The following is an 18,985-nucleotide window of genomic DNA, read 5'->3' on the forward strand; positions in this document are numbered from 1 at the left end:
TACGGGTGGGTCTGCCCACCGCGGGCAGGTGCGCTGCGACTAGGGTATCGGGACGTGAAGAGCAGTTTTGTGGTGCCTGCCGACCTCGATGCAGTCCAGCGCCATCCGAAGGCGGCGAAGGTCGGCGAGCGGATGCGGATGCACAATCCGCTTTGCTACGGCTGCGGCGAGGAGTCGGCCGAGGGCCTGCATCTGCAGATGTTCGCCGGCGAGGACTTCGAGGTGACCGCGACCATGGATGTCGCCGCACGCTTCGAGGGCGGTCCCGGGGTGATTCACGGCGGTGTGTTGTCGACGGCGTTCGACGACGTGATGGGCATGATTCCGCTGCTGATCGGGCCGTCGGCGGTCACCGTGCACCTCGAGGTCGACTATCAGCGGCCGATCCCGATCGGATCGCAGCTGCAGTTCACGGCGAAGCTGCTCGGTCGCCAGCGCCGCAAGATCTACGCCGAGGGCATCGCCCACCTCGGTGATCCGGATGAGCCCGTGGCCACCGGCCACGCAATCTTCGTCACCATCGATGTGCGCGAGCATTTCGCCGACCATCTGGCCAACAGCCGGCTCGCCGACGAATACAAGGCTCGGATGTCGCGCCCGTAGTAGGGGCCGGACGCGCCGGGTTCAGAACGGGGCGTCGACCACGTCGCGCTTGCGCTTCGCCGCGATCGCCTGCGCGAGATTGTCCACGCGGGTTATCCGGATACCTGACGGTAGTTTCTCGTCGGTGCCGGCGGGGATGATCGCGTGGGCGAAGCCGAGTCGTTTCGCCTCGGCCACCCGGCGTGCGACGGCCGTCACCCGGCGGACCTCACCGGCCAGGCCGACCTCGCCGATCGCCACGGTGTTGTGTGGGATCGGTTGATTCTTGACGGCCGAACCGATGGCCAGCGCGATCGCGAGATCGGTGGCGGGCTCGGTGACCCGCATGCCGCCGACCGTCGACACATAGACCTCCTGATCGTCCAGCTTCACGCCGAGACGGCTCTGCAGGACCGCGATGAGCATCGCCACCCGCGCCGAGTCCACACCGGCCACCCGTCGCGGCATGGCCATCGACGATTTGTTGGTCAGCGCCTGGATCTCGCCGACAAGCGCCCGTTTACCGTCCATCGCCACCATCGCCGTCGAACCGCTGACGTCGACGTCGCGTTCGTGACGGAAGATTCCGGAGGGATCGGGGACCTCATGGATGCCGTCGTCGCGTTGTTCGAAGCAGCCCACTTCGTCGGCGGCGCCGAAGCGATTCTTGATGCCGCGAACCATCCGCAGCGTCGAATGGCGATCGCCCTCGAACGACAGCACGACGTCGACGAGATGCTCGAGCGATCGCGGTCCGGCCACCGCCCCATCCTTGGTGACGTGCCCGACCAGGATCACTGCGATGCCGCGGTTCTTGGCCATCGACACCAGCGCGGTGGTGACCGCGCGGATCTGGGTGACACCGCCGGTGACGCCGTCGGTGCCGGTGGCCACGACGGTCTGCACCGAATCCACGATCACCAGTGACGGACTCACCGCGTCGACGTGGCCGAGGATTGTCGCCAGGTCGGTTTCCGCTGCGAGATAGACGTTCTCGTGGACCGCGTCGGTGCGCTCGGCGCGCATGCGCACCTGCCCCGCGGATTCCTCACCGGTCAGATAGAGCGCGGTGCGACCGCCTCGCGCCCAGTGTTTGACGCTCTCGAGCAGCAGGGTGGACTTGCCGACCCCGGGCTCACCGGCGAGCAGGATCACCGACCCGGGCACCACACCGCGGCCGAGCACCCGGTCGAGTTCACCGATCCCGGTGGCGATGGCCGCCGACGAGTCGGCATTGATCTCGGTGAGCGGGCGGGCCGGACTCGTCGGCGCGACCCCGCCGACGCCGCTGGATCGTGCCGGCACCGATGCGACCTCGTCGACGGTGCCCCACGCGCCGCAGTCCGGACACCGGCCGACCCATTTGGCGACCGTGTGTCCGCAGGCGCTGCACCGGAACGTCGACCTCGCTTTTGCCACGCGCCCACCCTAGTCGCGATGCCCGACAACACTTCCGCGCGCGCCCGCAGGCGTACAAAAAACCTCACCTGCCGCCCTTTGGCTTCCGCGCAGGAGGCTGGGCAGCAGGTGAGGTTGGTGTTCTGTGTCTGGGACTCCGAGCTCAGTGCTCTTCGCCGGCGTGCTGATCGGCCGGCGGCTCGGCTTGCCGGATCTTGTCCTGGCGAACCATGTAGGTGCCGGCATCGACGGGGGTCTCGACAGTGACCTCGCCGGAGTTCTCGAAGCGGAAGGTGAGCGGCGTGGTCAGTCCGGGGGCGACGGAATCGCCGGCACCGGACAGCGTCACGGTGAGCCGTTCCTGTTCGTCGGTCGCCTCGACGTCTTCGGGCACGAGCAACCCCACCGGCTCGCCGGCACGCAGGGCCTGGCCGGCCGGGATGTCGCGATTGTCACCGGTGATGCTGACGGTGCCGCCCGCAGGGGCGTCGATGCCGAGGAGACGATCGTTCTCGATCGGGTCGATGTTGCTGATGACGAAGGAGACCTCGAAGGGTCCGCCGTTGCCGAACACCTCGTCGGACTTCTCCGTCGGGTACATGATCTGCACGTCGCGCAGTTGCAGCGAGCCGAGGGTGGCGAGGTTGCCGTTCACGGCCGGTTCCATGTTGGCGGTCTGCGAGATCTGACCCGCGCCGCAGGCGGTGGTGCCGAGGGCGAGCGCGATGCCGAAAGCGGCTACCGCCGTGGCCTTCACGGCGCGCCCACCGAAGGCGCGCCCGGTCGTCGTACGTCGAGCGGTTTTGCGAAGCACTGACACCCGTTCCTCCCAGGTCATCGAAGGCGACACGCCACTCGGCGCGAACCCTGCACTACGCAGCGTAGTGGGCGCCGGGCGCAAAAGTCCGATCGGGTGCCCGATTGGTCGGCCGAGGCCCCGGCGCGTCGGGTTGTGCACAGGCTTCCAGGACGGGTTTGTGGGGCCGATCACGGCGTGGTTTATGCAGGTCCGTACGCTCTCCAGAGGGCTGCGTAGGTGCCGCTTCAGGGCGTTGACCTGCACCGTTGGGTGTGCCCTCTCGGACGCCCGTGCTAGACTGGCTGTACTCGAAAGGGGCATGGAACATTGAACTTCAAAGTTGGCGACACCGTTGTCTACCCCCATCACGGTGCTGCTCGAGTCGAAGACATCGTGACTCGGACCATCAAGGGTGAACAGATCGAATACCTTGTTCTCAAAGTCGCCGATGGTGACATGACCGTCCAGATCCCCTCGACGAAGCTCGAATACGTCGGTGTGCGCGATGTGGTGGGTGAAGAGGGTCTCGACCAGGTCTTCCAGGTGCTTCGCGCCCCGCACACGGAGGAGCCCACCAACTGGGCCCGCCGCTTCAAGGCGAATCAGGAGAAGCTGATCTCCGGCGACATCATCAAGGTCGCCGAGATCGTCCGCGACCTGTGGCGTCGCGAACAGGATCGTGGGCTGTCCGCGGGCGAGAAGCGCATGCTGACCCGCGCTCGTCGGGTGCTGGTCGACGAACTGTCGCTGGCGCAGAACACCGACGACGCCAAGGCCACCAGCATCCTTGACGAGGTCCTGGCCGCGGCGTCCTGAGTCGCGTACGTGGCTGACTTCTCGGCTGCCGCGGTTCGTCCCCCTGACCTTCGTTCCTTCTCCGAATACATTCGGGGGAGGAGCGAAAACGAGGCGGACGAGCCATGGCTGCGCGCTCGGTGTGGCGAGGGCTCGTCGTGAGCGTCGGCGTCATCATCCCGGCCGCAGGGTCCGGAACCAGGCTTGGCGAGCCGGTACCCAAGGCCTTTGTTGAACTGGGTGCCCGGACGATCCTCGAGGTCTGCGTGGCCGGCGTGCTCGATGCGGGTGTTGCCGACACCGTCGTCGTGGTGGTCCCGGCAGAGTTGATCGACACTGCGCGGCGACTCGTGCCCGAGGCAGTCGTGGTCGCCGGGGGTGCACACCGATCCGATTCGGTCCGGGCCGGCATTGCTGCTGTGCGTACCGCCGACATCGTGCTCGTCCATGACGCCGCACGTCCCCTCACCCCGCCAGGTGTGTTCGAACGAGTAGTCGCGGCCGTTCGCGCGGGCCATCCGGCAGTGGTGCCCGGTCTGCCGGTTGCCGACACCCTCAAACGCATCGACCCTCATCCGGTGGACGGTGCCGAACGCGTGGTTGCGACTGTGGACCGCGAGGTGCTGCGTGCGGTCCAGACGCCCCAGGGCTTCACCCGCGATGCGCTGCAACGCGCGCACGCAGACGACCTCGGTCTCGCCACCGATGACGCCGGCCTGGCCGAACGCTGCGGCATCCCGGTGCACGTCGTCGCCGGTGACCCGTTGGCCCTCAAGATCACCACCCCGTGGGATCTGCGCATCGCCCGCGACGTCGTCGCGGAGCCGAACTCTTCCGCCGGTGACGTGCGTGACGGCCGCAGCGCGGAGCCGTATCGCTCCGCTGGTGCCGTGGGCGGCGGCGGGGACCCGTATCCTTCCGCTGGTGCCGTGGGCGGCGGCGGGGACCCGTATCCTTCCGCTGGTGCCGTGGGCGGCGGCGGGGACCCGTATCCTTCCGCTGGTCGAGTAGGCGACGAGCGCAGCGAGGAGCCGTATCGAGACCACCCGACCCACGATCGGAGCTCCACATGAGAGTCGGCATCGGAACCGACGCCCACCAGGTCGATGCCGACTCGCCGTGTTGGATGGTCGGCCTGCACTTCCCCGACGAACCCGGATGCGCCGGCCATTCCGACGGTGACGTCGGCGCGCACGCGTTGTGCGACGCCGTGCTCTCGGCCGCCGGTCTCGGTGACGTGGGGTCGGTGTTCGGTACCGGTCGACCCGAATGGGCGGGGGTGTCCGGGGTCGCGATGCTCGAACACGTGCGGGCACTCATCGACGCCGAAGGGCTCAGCGTGGTCAACGCCGCCGTCCAGCTGATCGGTAACCGGCCGAAGATCGGACCCCGTCGCGACGAGGCGCAGCGGGTGCTCGGTGCGGCGCTCGGCGCACCGGTATCGGTGTCGGCGACCACCACCGACGGACTGGGGATGACAGGTCGCGGCGAAGGCGTGGCGGCGGTTGCGACCGCCCTGCTCGACTGACGCGATCGCCCGGGCGACCCGAACGGGGAATCTGACCAGGTAGACTCGCACGTCGTGACCTTGCGCCTGTATGACACCGCAACCCGAGAGGTGCGTGACTTCGTTCCACTGCACCCCGGCCACGCCTCGGTGTACCTGTGTGGCGCCACCGTGCAGGGCATCCCGCACATCGGTCACGTGCGCAGCGGTATCGCTTTCGACGTGCTCCGACGCTGGCTGCAGCACCAGGGCCTCGACGTGCTGTTCGTTCGCAACGTCACCGACATCGACGACAAGATCCTGCGCAAGGCCGACGACGCGGGCCGGCCGTGGTGGGAGTGGGCCGCCACCCATGAACGCGCCTTCGACAACGCTTACGAAGCTCTCGGCGTGCTGCCGCCGTCCGGTGAGCCTCGCGCCACCGGATTCGTCACCCAGATGGTCGAGTACATGCAGCGGCTCATCGAGCGCGGGCACGCCTACGCCGCCGACGGCAACGTGTACTTCGACGTGCAGAGCCTGCCCGACTACGGTGCGTTGTCGGGTCACCGACTCGACGACGTGCACCAGGGTGAGAGTGCGGGCACCGGCAAACGCGACCCGCGCGACTTCACCCTGTGGAAGGCGGCCAAGCCCGACGAGCCGTCGTGGCCCACCCCCTGGGGACACGGCCGGCCCGGTTGGCATCTGGAATGCTCGGCGATGGCCACGTCGCTTCTCGGCGCAGAATTCGACATCCACTGCGGTGGAATGGATCTCATCTTCCCGCACCACGAGAACGAGATCGCGCAGGCGCATGGCGCCGGTGATCCGTTCGCCCGCTACTGGCTGCACAACGGCTGGGTGACCATGGGTGGCGAGAAGATGAGCAAGTCGCTGGGCAACGTGGTGGCGATTCCCGCGATGCTCGAACGGGTGCGCGCGGTGGAACTGCGCTACTACCTGGGTAGCGCACATTACCGGTCGATGCTGGAGTACTCCGAGGGCGCGCTCACCGAGGCGGCCGCGGGTTACCGGCGGGTGGAGTCGTTCATCAACCGGGTGTCCGCTCGCGTCGGTGCCGTCGAGGCCGGCGACGTCCCGGCCGAATTCGGTGCCGCGCTCGACGACGATCTGGGTGTCCCGGCTGCGCTCGCCGTGGTCCACAACGTGGTGCGTCAGGGCAACACCGCGCTCGAATCAGGCGACGGCGCAGGCGCATTGGCGGCCGCATCGTCGGTGCGGGCGATGATGGGCATCCTCGGGGTGGATCCGCTCGACCCCCACTGGCTCGACGAACAGACCGACGAATCGGCCGCGACCACCGCCCTCGACGTGCTGGTTCGGGCCGAACTGCAGCGGCGTGCACAGGCGCGCGCCGACAAGGACTGGGCGACCGCCGACGGCGTCCGTGACAGACTCGCCGAGGCGGGCATCGAGGTCACCGACACCCCCGACGGGGCGCAATGGTCGCTGAAGGGAACCTCCTGACATGGCCGGAAGCTCCAAACGTAAAGGTGCCGTACGCAAGTCGGGGACCAAGAAGGGGCAGACCGTCGGTTCCGGCGGTCAGCGCCGACGTGGCCTGGAGGGACGGGGCGCAACGCCGAAGGCCGTCGACCGTCCGTATCACCCGGCGCACAAGCGCGCCAAGGCCGCATCGAAATCCACCACGGGACGTCCGCGAGCCAACCGCAAGGACGATGGGCCCGAGTACGTGTTGGGCCGCAATCCCGTCCTGGAGTGTCTGCGTGCCGGCGTGCCCGCGACCGCGTTGTATCTGGCGACCAATTCCGAACCGGACGATCGGGTGGCCGAGGCTGTCAAGATCGCCGGTGACAATGCGATCACCATCCTCGAGGTCGGCAAGCCCGAACTCGACCGGATGGCATCCAACGGCATGCACCAGGGCGTCGCCCTGCAGGTGCCCGAATACAGCTACGCCCACCCGGACGATCTGATGCGCGAGGCCATCGACAGCGGGACACCGCCGTTGCTGGTGGCGCTGGACAACATCACCGATCCGCGCAACCTCGGCGCGGTGATCCGCTCGGTGGCCGCATTCGGCGGCCACGGCGTGGTGATCCCGCAGCGCCGCAGCGCCAGCGTCACCGCGGTCGCGTGGCGCACCAGTGCCGGTGCCGCGGCTCGGCTGCCGGTCGCGCAGGCGCCCAACCTGACTCGCACACTCAAGGATTGGGCCGCGTCGGGGGCGCAGCTCGTCGGACTCGACACCGAGGGTGATGTCACCCTCGACGAGTACGACGGCACCGGGCCGACGGTCATCGTGGTCGGCTCCGAGGGCAAGGGGCTGTCGCGGCTGGTCCGGGAGAACTGCGACTCGATCCTGTCCATCCCGATGGCCGGTGACGTCGAGAGCCTCAACGCCTCGGTCGCCGCCGGTGTGGTGCTCGCCGAATTCGCCCGTCAGCGTCGGCAGGCCTGACTCCGCCCACAGAACCCCGAATCTCGCCGAGAGAACCGAGAATCTCGCCGATGCATCCCGGTCGCGCGCCGACAGAACCTTGGATGTCGTCGATGGACCCGAGATCTGGTCGACGCCACCGGCTTGCCGTCAGGCTTCGGCGTTGCGCGTCGTCACTAGACTGAGCTCATGACGCGGTCGGAGATCATCATCGACCTGAACGCCGACCTCGGCGAGGGGGTCGGCGACGACGAGGCCATGATCGGCGTGGTGACCAGCGCGAACGTCGCCTGCGGATTTCATGCCGGCGATCCGCACGAACTGCTCGCGACCTGTCGGGCCGCCGCGGCGGCCGGTGTGCGCATCGGCGCGCAGGTCTCCTATCCCGACCGCGAAGGGTTCGGTCGGCGGTTCATGGACATCGAACCGGCCCGACTGACCGCCGACATCATCTATCAGATCGGTGCGCTGCAGGCGATCGCACGATCCGTCGGGGCGGATGTCGAGTACGTGAAACCGCATGGTGCGCTGTATAACTCGATCGTCGCACACGAAAATCAGGCGGATGCGGTGATCGACGCCATCGTCGAACTCGGTGTCGACCTACCGCTGATGGGGCTGCCCGGTTCGCTTTCGTTGCGCCGCGCAGAGTGCAGAGGTGTCCGGGTCATCGCGGAAGCGTTCGCCGATCGCGGCTACCGCCCGGACGGCACGCTTGTGCCCCGATCGGAGCAGGGTGCGGTGCTCACGGACACCGATGAGATCGCGCGTCGGGTGGTCTCGATGGTCGAACATCACGAGATTCGGGCCGTCGATGGAACGGTGATGCGCATCGAGGCCGAGTCGGTATGTCTGCACGGTGATACCCCGGGGGCGGTGGAGCATGCCCGGGCGGTCCGTAACGCTCTGGCCGCCGCAGGGATCGGCTTGGCGGCCCGCTGACGATTCTGTTGGTGCCAGATTAGGTTCTGTCGGCGAGATTCTGGGTTCTGTCGGCGGGTAGCGCGGAACCCGGAGTGACGGGGGTCACTCGACGGTGGACCATGCTGCATTATCTTGGGCTATATGACAGCGATCGATAGAAGGGTTACCACGGCCGATGGCATCGTCGAGGGAGTCCGGGGCAAGCGCACCCGGCGCGGCACCATCAGCTGGAAGGGCATCCCGTTCGCGGCACCGCCGGTGGCCGGGCTGCGGTTCCGCGACCCCCAGCCGGTGCATCCGTGGCCGGGAGTGCGCGATTGCACCCGATTCGGCAAGGCGGCCATCCAGGAGAAGATGTACACCGCGGTCGGCCCCGGCCGTTACCAGCCGATGGGCGAGGACTGCCTGACGCTCAACGTGTTCGCCCCGGAGAAGTCGTCGTCGCGGCCTCGGCCGGTGATGGTCTTCGTCCACGGCGGCGCCTACATCCTGGGTACTGCGGCCACCCCGCTCTACGAGGGCTCATTGCTCGCGCGTGCCGAGGACGTGATCGTAGTGACGGTGCAATACCGTTTCGGCCCGTTCGGTTACCTCGATTTCAGCGCCTACAGCACCGACGAGCGCCCGTTCGACTCGAATCTGGGCCTCAAAGACCAGGTCGCGGCTCTGCAATGGGTGCAGCGCAACATCGCCGCCTTCGGTGGTGACCCCGACAACGTCACCGTCTTCGGCGAGAGTGCGGGAGCGTCGGCGGTGCTTTCGCTGATGTGCGCACCGGCGGCGAAGGGACTGTTCGCCCGGGCCATCTCACAGAGCCCGGCGCCCGACCTCACCATCGGCGCCGACGCCGCCCGCGCCTACGCCGACGAGTTCGTGCGTATTCTGCGTGACCCGGATCGTCGCGCCACGCAGCTCGATGACGGGGTCGAGCCGATCTCTGCCGACGAGGTGCAGAACGTGCTCGCCCGCGCCTCCGCTCGCGACATCCTGCGCGCAGGCGATCGACTGATGAAGTTCGCGCAGGTGGCCGGCCTCGGAGACCCGATCCCGTTCGGGCCGGTGATCGACGGCGAGTACCTGCCCGCACTGCCGCTGCAGATGGCCGCGGCCGGGAAAACTCATCCGGTGCCGCTGATCATCGGCAGCAACCGCGACGAGGGGCTGTTGTTCAGCAAACTCTGGAACGTCCTGCCCGATGCCGAGAAGGCCTTGGTGCGTGTCGACGACGAGCAGTCGCGCAGAGAGATCAGCGCGCTGTACAACGGTGGCGACAGCGACCTGATCCGGTTGTCGGCGGATTCGGTGTTCTGGGCGCCGATGGTGGCCTTCGCGGAGGGTCACGCCGCGGTGGCCCCGACCTACGTGTACCGCTACGACTTCCGCAGCCGGATGCTGAAGGCCACCGGCATGGGTGCCACCCACGCCACCGAATTGTTCGCGGTGTTCGGGGCCTTTCGGTCGGCGATCGGTGCCGGTCTCGCGGTGGGCGACTGGCGCTCGACGGGCCGGATGATCCGGTCGGTGCAGGCCCGGTGGGGCGCATTCGCAACGGCGGGTGTGCCCGGGCTGGGCTGGCCCACCTACGATCCGGCCACGCGTAAGGTACTGGTCATCGACAACCCGGATCGTGTGGAAACCGATCCGGACGGGGCGCGCCGTGTGGCCTGGCGCAAGGTGCATGTACCGGCCTGATGTGCCCTTCGGTCAGCGGTAGGGCACCCAATGGTGGGGTGGGTCGGCGGCCAAGAAGGACACCACCAGCGGATTGAAGAGTTCCGGGGCCTCGACCGGCAGGATGTGGGTGCCCGGCAGCACGGCCAGCCGGCCCTTGGGCAGTGCCCGGACCATGTCCAGCACGTGGTCGAGGAGGCCGACGCCGTGATCGGGCGCCACCACCAGCGTTGAAGCAGCGACCCCGGCAAGCACTGACAGGTCGAAGTCGGGTTCGTGTTCCAGCATGGCGAACGTCTTGTCGTAAACGACGCCGAAGTGCTCCGGCCCGTCCGGGGTCACCGCGACATAACCGTCGCGCAGGAACTCCACCGTCGCCGGATGGCGGGACCGGATCAGGTCCAGGAACTCGGCCGCATCGTGGCCGGTCTGGTTGATGTAAGTCGATGTCGCCACCACACGGCTCACCAGGTCCGGCCGGCTGCGAGCGACGAGCAGCGCGATCACGGCCCCGTCGCTCCAGCCGACGAGGTGCGCCGGCGCGCCCACCGCCCGCTCGAGGTAGCCGATCGTCTCGGCGACCATGTCGTCGAGTGTGAACGGCCCGTCATGGTCGGGCGAATGCCCGTGCCCGCTGCGTTCGGGAGCGAAAATGGACAAGCCGGCGCGGATGAAGTCGCTGAACTGTGCGCCCCAGGTGGACGCCGACCCGAACGCGCCATGCAGCAACACCACCGGCGGCCCGGACGGGTCGCCGCCACAGAAATGCCAGATCCGTCGTCCGCCGACGTCTATGTAGACGCCGCCGTCGACCCGATCACCGATGGTCACGCTCGACACTCCCGCCATCGTTCCAGAATCCGTGGAGCCGGTGGGAAACGGTTGTGACTCGAATGCGCAACGGGAGCCGACTCCCAGCGGAACCGACGTGACGCGGGACCCCGGCATCCCGTCCGTGTCATTGTCCGGCCGGTGACCGCGGTTTCGGATACCTTTCCAGGTGGAGTTCGTTGGGCTTGGTCTGTCGAGAGCACGCAGTGGGTGGGGGCCTTGGCGTGCGCAGGGAAGGGTTCGATGTACGTTCGCCAGGGGTATGGCCGTCGCGTGCAGGCGATGTCGGTTCTCATCGCGGTGCTGGGCATGGTCGCCGCTTCCGTCGGCCTCGCGGGTGCGGCCTCGGCGGCGCCCGGCGATCCGCCACCACCGATGAGTCTGCGTGACCTCGGATCGTCGACGACCCTCGCGTTCGAGGGGCAGCAGGGTGAGATCAGCTTGAGTCTGCCCGTCACACCGGATCTCACACCGTCGGTTCTGCGTGCCGAAACCCAGGTGCCGGCTTTCGTTACCGGCGGCAGTATCGATGTCCTGCAAGGGGAGCGACTGATCTCGCGCACCCCACTCACCGCCGGTGTGGGTGCGCCGATCTCGCTGTCGCTGCGCGGTGTTCGGGTCGATCAGAATGCCGTTGACCTGACGCTGCGCGCCTACCTGCGCGTCGAGGGGTTCTGCCAGTTCGACCCCGAGAACGCGTTGCGACTGACCAACACGGAGGTGGTCTACACCGGGCGTGAGGCCATTCCGCAGACCGTCGCCGGGTTCCTGCCGCCGACCCTGCGCGGGCTCACCATCTATGTTCCCGATGATGTCCGCGAGGCGGAGGGGGCGGCGGCGGTCAATCTGGCGTCGGCCGTGGTGTCGCAGTACGCTCCCGCGCCGGTCCGCATCGAGACGGTGCCGTTGTCGCGCGGTTCGATGGTGCCGCCGACGGCGGCCGGACCGCTCGAGCGGCAGATCGTCATCAACGGCGACGCCGACCCCGGACTTGCGATCGAAACCTCCCGCGGGTCGTCCTACCTCGTCATCGGCGGGTCCGATGAGGATCTGCTCACCCAGACCCAGTTCCTCACCTCCAACCTCGCGCCGATCGCGCTGAGCTCGTCGGCGGTCGCCGGCGCGCTGCACAACGCGCCCCAACTGCCGGCGTCGGTGCAGACGCTGAGCGACCTCGGCGTGCCCGATCAGTCGATCACGTCCGCGGCATGGCCGCGGGTCACCTTCGGCATCGACCAGACCCGACTGGGCTGGTCGGCCACCGGGGTACGAGTGCAGTTGATCGGTTCGTACAGCCCCGGACCGTCCAACTCCGGCAACGGGGCCATCGCCGTCCGGGTCGGTGACCGGGTGATCACGACCATCCCGACCGACGGCTCGGGCACCTATAACACCTGGGTCGACATCCCCGATGACGTGTTGCGGCGCTACACCGAAGTGTCGCTGACGCTGGAGCGGGGCAATCTGGGCGAGACCTGTGGCAGCGGTTACCGGAACACGCTCAGTATGTCGTCGGCCGGTGAGATCACTTCCGAGCAGGCCGACCCGCCGCAGCCCGCAGGTTTCGGCTCGCTGCCGCAGGCGCTGATGCCGCGCACCCAGCTCGCGTGGACCAACGGTGACGCGGCCGACGTGGGCCGTGCCGTCGCGATCGTCGCCGGACTCCAGTCGATGTCGGCGGTGCCGCTGGGTATCGACGTGGTCTCGATGGACACCGCGGCGTCGTCGGGCCAACCGGCCATCCTGATTTCCGCCGACGGCGAGGGGCTGCCGGAGATGACCCTGCCGTTGACCTCGGACGGACGCACCCTGACCGTCACGTCGGCAGGGGAGTCGGGGCAGGCGTCGACCGTGACGCTGAATCCCGGGATCGAGTTCGGAGCGTTGGAGGTGACCCGGCAGGGCGGGCGCAGCCTGCTGGTGGCGACGTCCACCGACGACGAACGTGATCTCGACGCGCTTCTGCAATGGCTGTCCACCGATGACCGGTGGCCGGCGCTCGATGGAGATGCGGTGCTGCAGGTCAGCGGTCAGGATCCGGTGTCCGTCGCATCCGACGAGGTCAATGCGCCGGACACCGATTCCGAACAGATCGGACCGTGGGTCATCGGCGTCGCGTTGCTCGCCGCGGTGGTGCTTGCCGGAGCGGTGATCTTCGGCACCCTGGTCATCCGGAGACGACGCGGGCGTCCGGAGTCGTCGTGACCGCGACGGCGCCGGTCCCCGCACCGGCGACACCGCGAGCGGGTCTGCGTGAGCGGATCTCGCAGGACGTGACATGGATCCTGGGTCTGCGGTGGGCGCTGGTGGTGGCCGCGACGATGGTCGCGTTCTGGAACACGCTCGGCGCCGTCGTCACCGAGATGGGCTCGCAGACGATCATCACCTATCTGCCGGCCGTGTTGGTGCTGGTGCTCATCGCCGCGACGGGTGTGTCCTGGCGCCGCGGCGAGGAACGGCCGATCCACGACCGGCAGACCGATGTGATCGCCGGTGTGGTGCTGCTGTTCATCGCGATGACCGTCAAGTTCCTCAACTTGCGTTACACCGACGCCTACCTGGTGAGCCACGTCGATCTGTTGGCGCTGTGGATCTTTGCGCTGGGCAGTTGCGCTCTGGTGTTCGGACTGCGACCGGTGGCCCGCTACCGCTGGGTGTGGTTCCTGCTGCTGATGATCTTCCCGGTGCCATACCGGATGGAGGTGCTGGTGATGCGCGGCGGGCCGGTCGCCGCAGGCGTCGTGATGGTCGCCTTCGCCGCGGCGGCGACCTGGGTGGCCTCCGCTCGCACCTGGCGGCGTGGACTCGTCGGGGCTTCGATTGCCGCGGTCGCCGGCACCATGGCGCTGTTCGTGGTGCGCATGGTCTTCCCGGATGTCCGCCTGTGGGTCTACCAGACCGTGCCCGCCGTGGCGGCTGCGCTGGCAGCCTGCGCCGTGCTGTACGTGGACCGTCGCCGGGTGTCGCATGTCGCGTGGAGCCCGCTGGGGCGCGAGAAGTATCGCCCCGCCGTGAAGAAGGTCGGTCGGCCCGGGATGCTGCTCGCCGCGGTGGCGATCGCGATGGCGTTCATCCCGATCCCGACCTTCGGCGACATCCCTAATCCGCGGATCGACGGCCTCGACACCCGCCCGCCGATGCTGGTGCCGTCCGGTTGGGTGGCCGGGCAGGTCCGGCAGTACGAGTGGGTGTCGCGGATGTACGGCCGCAACGCGGTGATGACCGGTCAGGATCTGTATCAGTCGCAGGGGAGTCTCGAGTTCGACAAGTTCGCCCGGCCCCGCAAGGTCGTGGTGAACACCATCGAGAGCTCGCGACCGATCACCTTCGAGGTGTACCCCATCTTCTTCGTCTACGACCTCGTCGGCGACCGGTTCAGTGACTCGCAAGAGATTCCGCTGCCGCACGGCGTGACCGGGTTTCTGCAGACCGTCGTCGACGACACCAGCTATCTCACCTTCAACCGCATGACGTGGGAGTGGAACAACGGCACCACCACGCAGCGGGTCACCATCGTCTCGGTCGACAATCACGAACCCGACGCGCAGTTCCCGTCGCCGCAGCCGACGGTGGTCCGCAACCTCAACACGTTCATCACCGTCCTATTCCGCGGCAACTCGGTGGTCACCGACCTCGAACCACAGTTCAAGGACAAAGATCTGCTGATCGACTGCGCCACCGATCTCATCAACGCGCAGGTCGACGCGATCGGGACGACGACATGACACCGCGGGATGGCCGAAGCGTGGCCGAACTCCTCGACGACGCCGACTACCGGGAGGCCGCGCTCTACGACGCCGTCGAGCGGCTGCGTGACATCGATCCGCAGATGTCGGCGTCGGTGCCGTTCAGTCGCGGCCAGAAGATCGGCGGCATCGGCGCGCTGGTGGTCGTCGTGGTCCTGCTCGTGCTGTTCCCGGTGCATACCGCGGCCGGGTTGATCTCCGTCGCGACCGTCGTCTACGTCCTGTCGCTGCTGGATCGGTTGGTGATCTTCCGACGTGGACTGGTCAACGGCGCCATCCGGATCAGCGACGAGCAGGCACGGGCAATCCCCGACGACGAACTGCCGCGGTACACCGTGCTGGTGCCCGCCTACGGCGAACCTGAGGTGGTCGGCGACCTCATCGCGGCCATGGAGTCGCTGGTGTATCCGCACGACAAGCTGCAGGTTCTGCTGCTCTTGGAGGCCGACGACGAGCCGACGATCACCGCGGCTCGCGATGTGGGCGACAATGACCTGGTGACCGTGGTGCTGGTCCCGCCCGCGGACCCGCGCACCAAGCCGAAGGCCTGTAACTACGGTCTGCACTTCGCCACCGGCGACATCGTCACCATCTTCGACGCCGAAGACCTGCCCGACCCGCTGCAGCTGCGGCGAGCGGTGGCCGCTTTCCGGCAAGAGGACGACCGGGTGGTGTGCGTACAGTGCGCGCTGAACTTCCACAATCCGCGCGACAACGTCCTCACTGAATGGTTCACCGCCGACTACGGCATCTGGTTCGGCTACCTCCTGCCCGGCCTGATGGTCAGTCGCGCACCGATCCCGTTGGGCGGTACGTCGAATCACTTCCGGCGCGACATCCTCGACGACATCGGCGCCTGGGACCCGTTCAACGTGACCGAGGATGCCGACCTCGGCGTCCGGATCTCCGGTAATGGTTACCGCACCGCGGTTCTCGACTCGATCACGCTGGAGGAGGCCAACGTCGACGCGATCAACTGGGTGCGCCAGCGGTCGCGTTGGTACAAGGGCTACATGCAGACGTGGCTGGTGCATATGCGCCGCCCGGTGGCCTTGTGGCACATCTTGGGGCCGGTGGCGTGGTACCGATTCACACTGCTGATCGCCGGCACCCCGGTCATCGCGTGTATGAACATGATCTTCTGGCTGATCATGGTGGTGTGGATCGCGGGACAGCCGCCGGTGTTCGCCGACCTGTTCCCGGGGCCGATCTACTACCTGTCGCTCATCTCGTTGATCTTCGGTAACGGTGCGGCAATCTACATGAATCTCGTTGCACTGCGGGAGGACGGCCGCAGCGCACTGGTGTGGTCGGGGCTGATGGTGCCCGCCTATTGGGTCCTGATGAGTATTGCCGCCATCAAGGGCATGTGGCAGATGCTGTTCAATCCGTCGTACTGGGAGAAGACCTTCCACGGACTGTCGGCGGGTGGCGACGACAAGAAGGCCGACGAGCCCGCCGCCCCGAGCGCCGAGCAGGCGACGTGACGGCCCGTCGGCAGGCCATCGGCCTTTTCCTGGTGATCTGGCTGCTCTACCTGGTGATCGGGGTGTGGTTGGCCGCCGATGTGCGGTGGTACTTCGGTGACTCGCTGTCCCGAGTGCAGTCGGCGCAGAGTGTGCTGTTCAGCCGCGACCCCCACCTGTCGGCGATCGGCTTCATCTTCACCCCGCTCACCGTGATCGTGCAGTTGCCGTTGACGGCGCTGACCCCGATCTTCCCGGCGATCACCACCTCGGCGCTGTCGGCGGCGGTGATGTCGTCGGTGTTCATGGCCGGCTCGGTGGTGCAGATCGCCGGTATCGCACGCGACCGCGGGGTGGCGCCGTGGATCACGATCGCGGTCACCGCGAGCTACGCACTCAACCCGATGATCGTGCTGTATGCCGCGAACGGGATGAGTGAGGCCCCGTACCTGTTCTTCCTGACGTGGTGCGGCCGACGCCTCATCCGCTGGATCGACACCGACGACGTGCACGATCTGGTCGCCGCGGGCATCGCGCTGGGGTTCGCCTACCTCACCCGCTACGACGGGGCCGCCGCTGCGTTGGGTGCCGGGATAGTGGTTGCGCTGGTGACCTTTCGGCGCAGCGACACGACAGACCGCATGATGCGGGTGATCCTCGATGTCGCGATCGTCGCGTTGCCGGCGTTCGTCGCCTTCATCGGGTGGGCGTTCACGAGCTGGTTGATCACCGGCGATCTGTTCGCGCAGTTGTCCTCGGCCTACGGCAACGCGGCGATCCTCGAACAATCCGGGGGCAGCGGGTCGTCCACCCCGTGGCAGGCGCTGCGGTTCTCGACGACCGAACTGCTGATCCTGGCACCACTGTTCCCGTTGTTGTTGGCGGTGGTCGCGATCGTGCGATATCGGCGTCAGCGGTTCTACCCGTTGCTGGTGCCGTTGGTCATCATCGGACTGGTCCTGGGTTTCCAGGTGTACAGCTACTCGCAAGGCTCGACGTTTGCGTTCCTGCGTTTCTACCTGACGGTCGTCCCGTTGGCGGCGGTGGTGGCGCTGCTCGCAGTTCCCGCCCGCCGCGCGAACCCCACCCGGCGTCCGGGCGCCCACGCCAGCGCGCCACGGATCGTGGTGCGGCGCGGCGCCGGCTACCTGGCGCTGGGGATGTGCGCGGTCATCACCATGGCGATCGCGGTACCGAGCACCGCGGTGGGTATGGGATCGCCGACATATGCGCCGCAGGAGTTCGCGGTCTATTCGCTGGGCGCCCACGAGGATTCGGTGAACCAGGAAGTCCTTGACGGACAGCGGGTGATCCGGTCGTTTCAAACCGAACGGTCCATCGCGCAGTACCTCGATGACTTGGACCTGCCCGACGGCAGCGTGCTGTGCGACACCGTGTACGGCTTCGCGGTCGTCGCCCAGTCGCAGAATCCGAAGCAGTTCGTCATCCCGTCGGATCAGGATTTCACCGAGATGGTCAACGATCCGGCCGCGCACGGGGTGCGATACATGCTGTCGGTACCGCGAAGTGGACGAGGGGAATCCGACGCCCTCAACGTCCGCTTCCCGACGCTCTACGAGAACGGTGCCCAGGTGGGGGTGCTGGTCCTGGAGGCCCGCAACGTCGGCGCGGATCTGCCCGACTGGCGGATCTATCGGGTGACCGGTTCCGGCACGTTGACTAGCAACGGAGTCAGCTGACGGTGTCGGCGATGACCTGCCACGCCGGGTCGCTCGGCCCGATGTCGTAGGTGCACTCGCGCGTTCGGGGATCCGGGACGAACGCCCACAGCAACGCGCCCGCAGTGCCGGCGTCGCGCTGTTGGCCGATCTTGGTGCGCAACCCGCGTGCACGTTCGGCAGGGTCGAGGCAGGACCCGGCGTTCACGCCGATCTCGTTGACCATGATCGGTTTACCGGCCTCGCTGGCCTGTCGGATGCGGGTGGGCAGGTCACTGCCGGACGGCCCGTAGTCGGTGAGATTGCCGCCGTAGTCGTGGAAGTCGAGCACATCGAGCCGCTCGGACCCAGCCACCTGCAGATAGTCCGAGCCCTCGAGCCCGCACTGATCGCCGCCGACGAACCCGGCGAAGATCGGCCGGTTCGGATCGAGTGAGCGCAGCAGTCCGCCCGCGTCGTCGAAGAACGAGCGCAAGATCTCATCGCCGCCGGGCGGACATTCGCGGACCTGCCAGTCGCAGCCCTGGGCGCCGCACACACTTGCTTCGGGTTCGCCCACGAGTTCCCAGCCGGCGATGGTGGGCCGATCCTTCCAGCGAGTCACGGCGGCGCGAACCCAATCGGCAAAGGTCATGCCGCCCAAAGATTTCTGGGTCCGCCAGCCGGCGTCGTACCACGATCGCTGCTTGAACTGGTCGTCCTCGCACTGGCCGGTGCCGCCGGCGAGGACGGGCAACACCATCTGCCGGTGGCGGGTGGCCGCATCGAAGACGGCGTCGAGCGGACCGAAGTCGATCAGCCCACTGTTCTTGTCGACGACGAACATCGAGAACAGATTGAACCGGGTGAGCGCATGTGCGGGCAGCTTCGCGAAATAGGCGTCGAGATCGACCTCGGCGCCACAACCCTCGTTGATAGACCAGTCGGTGCCGAGTTGGTAGGCGTTGAACCCGGTGGGCCACCAGGGCTGGTTGTCGAGCCGCAGTCCGGTGTCGGTGACGGTGACCCGGGTGCTGAAGTCCTCGGTGACGGTCGGCCCCGTCAGCGGGCGACGATCACCGGTGGAGCAGGCGGTGAGGCCGAGAGTCACCACAACGAGCAGGCACATCAGTGCGGCCGATCGTGGACGTCTCACCTTCGCAGGCTACCCGTCGCCGGGCGCGACAGGTGGCTGCCAGCACCG

Annotated in this window: 15 protein-coding genes and 1 pseudogene; 12 read left to right on the forward strand and 4 right to left on the reverse strand. The window is 67.5% G+C overall.

The features are described 5' to 3' along the window. Positions 1-54: 54 nt before the first annotated feature. On the forward strand, positions 55-603 hold the full coding sequence (locus OSB52_RS02590) for a PaaI family thioesterase (RefSeq protein ID WP_266060040.1): 549 nt from the start codon (positions 55-57) through the stop codon (positions 601-603). Between the two features lie 21 nt (positions 604-624). On the opposite strand, the gene radA is transcribed toward OSB52_RS02590, so the two are convergent. Then, positions 625-2,001, reverse strand: coding sequence for a DNA repair protein RadA (radA, locus tag OSB52_RS02595; protein ID WP_266060041.1), 1,377 nt, complete (start codon positions 1,999-2,001; stop codon positions 625-627). Between the two features lie 142 nt (positions 2,002-2,143). Then, positions 2,144-2,794: a copper chaperone PCu(A)C domain-containing protein gene (locus tag OSB52_RS02600; RefSeq protein ID WP_372512304.1), complete on the reverse strand. Its 651-nt coding sequence runs from the start codon at positions 2,792-2,794 to the stop codon at positions 2,144-2,146. A gap of 312 nt (positions 2,795-3,106) precedes the next feature. On the opposite strand from OSB52_RS02600, the gene OSB52_RS02605 reads away from it, so the two are divergent. The 7 genes and pseudogenes from OSB52_RS02605 to OSB52_RS02635 all read left to right on the forward strand — a co-directional run bounded on the left by OSB52_RS02605 (position 3,107) and on the right by OSB52_RS02635 (position 10,101). Beyond that, positions 3,107-3,595 (forward strand): CarD family transcriptional regulator, encoded by a 489-nt coding sequence (locus OSB52_RS02605; RefSeq protein ID WP_160900148.1) that lies wholly within the window; start codon positions 3,107-3,109, stop codon positions 3,593-3,595. Between the two features lie 104 nt (positions 3,596-3,699). After that, positions 3,700-4,398, forward strand: a pseudogene (gene ispD, locus OSB52_RS02610) (2-C-methyl-D-erythritol 4-phosphate cytidylyltransferase); the annotation flags it as partial. A 245-nt stretch (positions 4,399-4,643) separates the two neighbouring features. Beyond that, complete coding sequence (ispF, locus tag OSB52_RS02615; RefSeq protein WP_266060044.1) at positions 4,644-5,102, forward strand: 2-C-methyl-D-erythritol 2,4-cyclodiphosphate synthase; 459 nt, start codon at positions 4,644-4,646, stop codon at positions 5,100-5,102. 54 nt (positions 5,103-5,156) lie between these two features. After that, positions 5,157-6,551, forward strand: a complete 1,395-nt coding sequence (cysS, locus tag OSB52_RS02620) for a cysteine--tRNA ligase (protein WP_266060045.1) — start codon at positions 5,157-5,159, stop codon at positions 6,549-6,551. A 1-nt stretch (position 6,552) separates the two neighbouring features. Beyond that, positions 6,553-7,506 (forward strand): 23S rRNA (guanosine(2251)-2'-O)-methyltransferase RlmB, encoded by a 954-nt coding sequence (gene rlmB, locus OSB52_RS02625; protein ID WP_266060047.1) that lies wholly within the window; start codon positions 6,553-6,555, stop codon positions 7,504-7,506. Positions 7,507-7,674: 168 nt separating this feature from the next. Continuing rightward, on the forward strand, positions 7,675-8,427 hold the full coding sequence (locus OSB52_RS02630) for a 5-oxoprolinase subunit PxpA (protein ID WP_235724144.1): 753 nt from the start codon (positions 7,675-7,677) through the stop codon (positions 8,425-8,427). A 123-nt stretch (positions 8,428-8,550) separates the two neighbouring features. Next, positions 8,551-10,101: a carboxylesterase/lipase family protein gene (locus tag OSB52_RS02635; protein WP_266060048.1), complete on the forward strand. Its 1,551-nt coding sequence runs from the start codon at positions 8,551-8,553 to the stop codon at positions 10,099-10,101. 12 nt (positions 10,102-10,113) lie between these two features. Here OSB52_RS02635 and OSB52_RS02640 read toward each other — a convergent pair whose 3' ends face one another. Further along, positions 10,114-10,920 (reverse strand): alpha/beta fold hydrolase, encoded by an 807-nt coding sequence (locus OSB52_RS02640; RefSeq protein ID WP_287016881.1) that lies wholly within the window; start codon positions 10,918-10,920, stop codon positions 10,114-10,116. 234 nt (positions 10,921-11,154) lie between these two features. Between OSB52_RS02640 and OSB52_RS02645 the strand changes: the two genes are divergently transcribed. From OSB52_RS02645 to OSB52_RS02660, 4 genes are read left to right on the forward strand one after another with little or no spacing between them, the layout of a single operon-like run. Beyond that, positions 11,155-13,116, forward strand: coding sequence for a hypothetical protein (locus OSB52_RS02645; RefSeq protein ID WP_266060049.1), 1,962 nt, complete (start codon positions 11,155-11,157; stop codon positions 13,114-13,116). Next, complete coding sequence (locus OSB52_RS02650; RefSeq protein WP_266060050.1) at positions 13,113-14,636, forward strand: hypothetical protein; 1,524 nt, start codon at positions 13,113-13,115, stop codon at positions 14,634-14,636. Before OSB52_RS02645 ends, OSB52_RS02650 begins: the two co-directional genes overlap by 4 nt. Then, positions 14,633-16,144: a glycosyltransferase gene (locus OSB52_RS02655; RefSeq protein WP_266060051.1), complete on the forward strand. Its 1,512-nt coding sequence runs from the start codon at positions 14,633-14,635 to the stop codon at positions 16,142-16,144. Before OSB52_RS02650 ends, OSB52_RS02655 begins: the two co-directional genes overlap by 4 nt. Next, the gene (locus OSB52_RS02660; protein ID WP_266060053.1) at positions 16,141-17,823 is read left to right on the forward strand and encodes an ArnT family glycosyltransferase; all 1,683 of its coding nucleotides are present in this window, start codon (positions 16,141-16,143) and stop codon (positions 17,821-17,823) included. Before OSB52_RS02655 ends, OSB52_RS02660 begins: the two co-directional genes overlap by 4 nt. Here the strand turns inward: OSB52_RS02660 and OSB52_RS02665 are convergent. Then, positions 17,816-18,937 carry a glycoside hydrolase 5 family protein gene (locus OSB52_RS02665; RefSeq protein WP_266060055.1) on the reverse strand — a complete coding sequence of 374 codons (1,122 nt, stop codon included), beginning with the start codon at positions 18,935-18,937 and terminating at the stop codon, positions 17,816-17,818. The genes OSB52_RS02660 and OSB52_RS02665 overlap by 8 nt on opposite strands. Positions 18,938-18,985 lie beyond the last annotated feature (48 nt).

The organism is Gordonia aquimaris, assembly GCF_026262595.1.
Lineage (GTDB): Bacteria > Actinomycetota > Actinomycetes > Mycobacteriales > Mycobacteriaceae > Gordonia > Gordonia tangerina.